We start from the raw sequence: 3124 nt of genomic DNA, 5'->3' as shown, positions 1-3124 counted from the left end.
AGGCGATCCAGAAGCCCGCCGCCTTCTGCACAATGCGGCTATGTCGGCGAGTCGAACCGAAGCCTGGAAAGGGTTTTACCAAGAACAAAGAAATCGGGGTTTCAGCACCACTCAAGCCCTGGTGATGCTGGCTCGCAAGCTCGCTCGGATCGTATTCGCCCTGCTAAAGGGACAGAGCGAATACCAACCGAAAACAAGTTGAGGGCTTCACCTCAACCATAGAATCTCCCACAGAGTCGCCCCATACCCTTCGTCGGGTGCACGATCCGGCAAACAAAACGCCTCCCCGCCGCCTTGAACCTTGTCCCAAGACGCCAGTCTTAGACGGGCATTTTTTCCACCTCCCCATCGTTGTCATCTCACCAGAGCTGTCCGCACCATGCGCCCAACCGCCCTCGCCTTGCGCTTCACTTCGCTGTGCCTGTTGACCTCGCTGCCCCTGATTTCCACCCCCGCCCACGCCGGCGCGGAGCGACAATTGGTGGACGCCATCAACGATTACCGAGCCCATCCGGAAGATTGTGCACGGCGTCCCGCCCAACGCTTGTCACCGCTGGCCCTGAAGTCGAGCCTGGCCTTGCCGGTCGGCTACGGCGGTGGCTTGCGCGACCGCTTGAAAGCTTCCGGGTACCAGGCCGTGGCGGTGCGCTCCATTCGCGTGGTGGGTGCCCAAGATGCCGAGGAGGCCTTCGAGATGCTGCAGAGTGATCATTGCGCCGCCTTGCTGGATAACCAGTACGCCGACATTGGTGTCAGTCGCAGTCGCGGTGAATGGCAAGTGTTGCTGGCGCGACCCGTGCTGGACAATCAGGTGGTCGACCCGCGCAGTGTCGGTAAAACCTTGCTCGCCCAGGTCAATGCCGCCCGGGCCAAACCGCGCCTGTGCGGTCGCCAGCGCTTTGCCGCCGCGCGGCCCTTGGCCTGGAATGCCAGCCTCGGCGCGGCGGCGCAAGGGCACAGCAAAGCCATGGCCTACGGCAATTACTTCGCCCACCGCGACCCCGATGGCGACATGCCCGCCGACCGCGCGCGCGCCGCAGGTTTCCGTGGCCGACAGATTGGTGAAAACATCGCCGCCGGCCAAGGTTCACCGAACAAGGCCATGGCCGGCTGGCTGGCCAGCCCTGGGCATTGCGCCAACCTGATGAACCCGATTTTCACCCAGGTGGGTGCCGCCTATGCGACGGACGCACGCAGTGATCAAGGCGTTTACTGGACGATGCTGTTCGGCGCGCAATGACCGCTGCACCGGACATCATCGCGATGCCCGGTGCCCCAGCAAGCCGTTACTTCACCAGCCGGGTTTCCCGAGACGGCCGATAACCGAAATAGGCGCTGTAGCACTTGCTGAAGTGGCTCGGTGATACGAAACCGCAGGCCACCGAGACTTCAACGATGGTCAGCGTGGTGTGCTGCAGCAATCGACGCGCCTCGGTGATGCGCAAATCCATGTAGTAGCGCTGGGGTGTCGTGCCCAGTTGCTCCTTGAACAGCCGCTCGATCTGCCGGCGCGACCGCCCCGCATACAGACAGAGCGCCTCCATCTCCAGCGGCTCTTCCAGATTGGCGTCCATCAGATTGACCACCTCCCTCAGCGGGCCACTGACGGACACATTCAAGGTGGGTTTGATGCGCCGGTAACGGGACGCTTCAAATGCGAGGATATCTTCGATACCGTCAGTCAACGCCTTGTCATGCAAACCCCTGATCCACTCCAGCGCCATGTAGAAAGCCCCCGTTGGACTGGACGCTGTCAGGCGGTCGCGATCCACCACATAGGCCTCGCTGGTGACCTGGCTGAGCCTGGCGATTTCCGCCAGCGCCGGACGATGCTCCGGGTGTATGGCGCAGCGATAGCCGTCGAGCAAACCGGCTTGCCCGAGAAACCAGGCGCCATTCCAGATGCCAGCCAGCGTAACCCCCTGTTCGGCGGCGTCGCACAACAAGCCAGTCAGCGCCTCGTCTGCCTTGAGGGCCGTGCGGTAGCCGCCACAGACAACCAACAGGTCCAGCGCGTGTATTTCGACCGGGTCCAGGCGCGCATCGGGTCGAATCACCAACCCCAGGTCGCTGACGACTTCCCCTTCGGACAACCCGAAGGTTTTCGTCGAAAACAGCTCGGGTCGCAACAGGTTGGCGGTGACGATGGTGTCGAGCGCCTGGGTGAACGCCGGCAAGGAAAAATGTTCCAGCAACAGGAAGCCGGCCCGAGCCCTGACGGACTGGCCTTCATGGTCTTTGAGATAGCGAAGGTTTTTACCCTTCATGGCACCGCTGAACTGACGTCGCTCTACCAACGTTCGCCTCGCCTTTCGTGTTGATCAGGATGAGATATTTCCCGCATCGATAGCCGTCTCTCGCGGCGGCTATCGATGCGCGCTCTGTTTACGCCAGTTGTACCCTATGAGCAAGCGCAATGCTGTTCACTTAACCATGAGGTTGTGTATATAAACTTGGAGGTGTACATATCCATTCCTGCGGTAACGGCCACCTCGGGTTTCGCCCTTACGGCGACTCACTTTTCCAAACGCCGAAAAGTAAGCAAAAGGCTTTGCCCCACCACTCGGTGCCTCGCTAGGGCTCGGCATGCCCTCTCTCCGGCATTGCTCCGTGGGTCGCCGCGATGGGCCATCCATGGCCCAGCGCGGCTAAACCGGCGTCCTGCCGGTTTCCCCACTGCGCAATGCCTGCGTTCGGCCATCGTGGTTAACGGGGCACCCAAATCCAAAGCCAAAGCGAGGCGGCCTTGAAGCCGACCTGACTTTTCCAGTTACCCCCAACCTGATCGTTCCCACGCGCCGCAAAGGAATGCATCCTGTGACGCTCCGCGTCACCATTGCGCACGACTCATGTCATGCGTCGACAGCTGAACGCGGAGCGTCCCTGGCGGCATTCCTTTGCGGCGCGTGGGAACGATCACATCGCGGACAGCCCTGCAATCAGGTCGGCTTTAAGGCCGCCTCGTTTTGGTTGTTGATCTTGATCTGGCTTTTGATTTTCTTGCCCCCTCACGCCCTGAGCCTGTCCGTCAACCTGTGACGACCTCCATCGGCGCTTCTACCAACGTCGATCCACGCCGCGTCAAAGCCTGCAAGTAAGCCTTTTCGTCATAGAAGGTGCTGGT

At 61.1% G+C, this 3124-nt stretch carries 2 protein-coding genes and 1 pseudogene; 2 read left to right on the top strand and 1 reads right to left on the bottom strand.

The genetic code is table 11. The features are described from left to right. Positions 1-202 (top strand): annotated as a pseudogene (locus CGA21_RS30105) (IS110 family transposase); the annotation flags it as partial. Positions 203-379: 177 nt separating this feature from the next. Next, positions 380-1240 carry a CAP domain-containing protein gene (locus CGA21_RS29625; RefSeq protein WP_110750555.1) on the top strand — a complete coding sequence of 287 codons (861 nt, stop codon included), beginning with the start codon at positions 380-382 and terminating at the stop codon, positions 1238-1240. Between the two features lie 46 nt (positions 1241-1286). Here CGA21_RS29625 and CGA21_RS29620 read toward each other — a convergent pair whose 3' ends face one another. Continuing rightward, positions 1287-2297, bottom strand: a complete 1011-nt coding sequence (locus CGA21_RS29620; protein WP_177411628.1) for a GlxA family transcriptional regulator — start codon at positions 2295-2297, stop codon at positions 1287-1289. Positions 2298-3124 lie beyond the last annotated feature (827 nt).

The organism is Pseudomonas sp. PSB11 (genome assembly GCF_014596605.1).
In the GTDB taxonomy this organism is placed as follows: domain Bacteria; phylum Pseudomonadota; class Gammaproteobacteria; order Pseudomonadales; family Pseudomonadaceae; genus Aquipseudomonas; species Aquipseudomonas umsongensis.
Note: the sequence above shows the minus strand (reverse complement) of the source record. Positions and strands in the feature narration are given on the sequence as shown.

Bases quoted from the DNA above. Each gene is read 5' to 3' on its own strand.
- CGA21_RS29625 (WP_110750555.1), top strand. From the start codon at position 380: ATGCGCCCAACCGCCCTCGCCTTGCGCTTCACTTCGCTGTGCCTGTTG.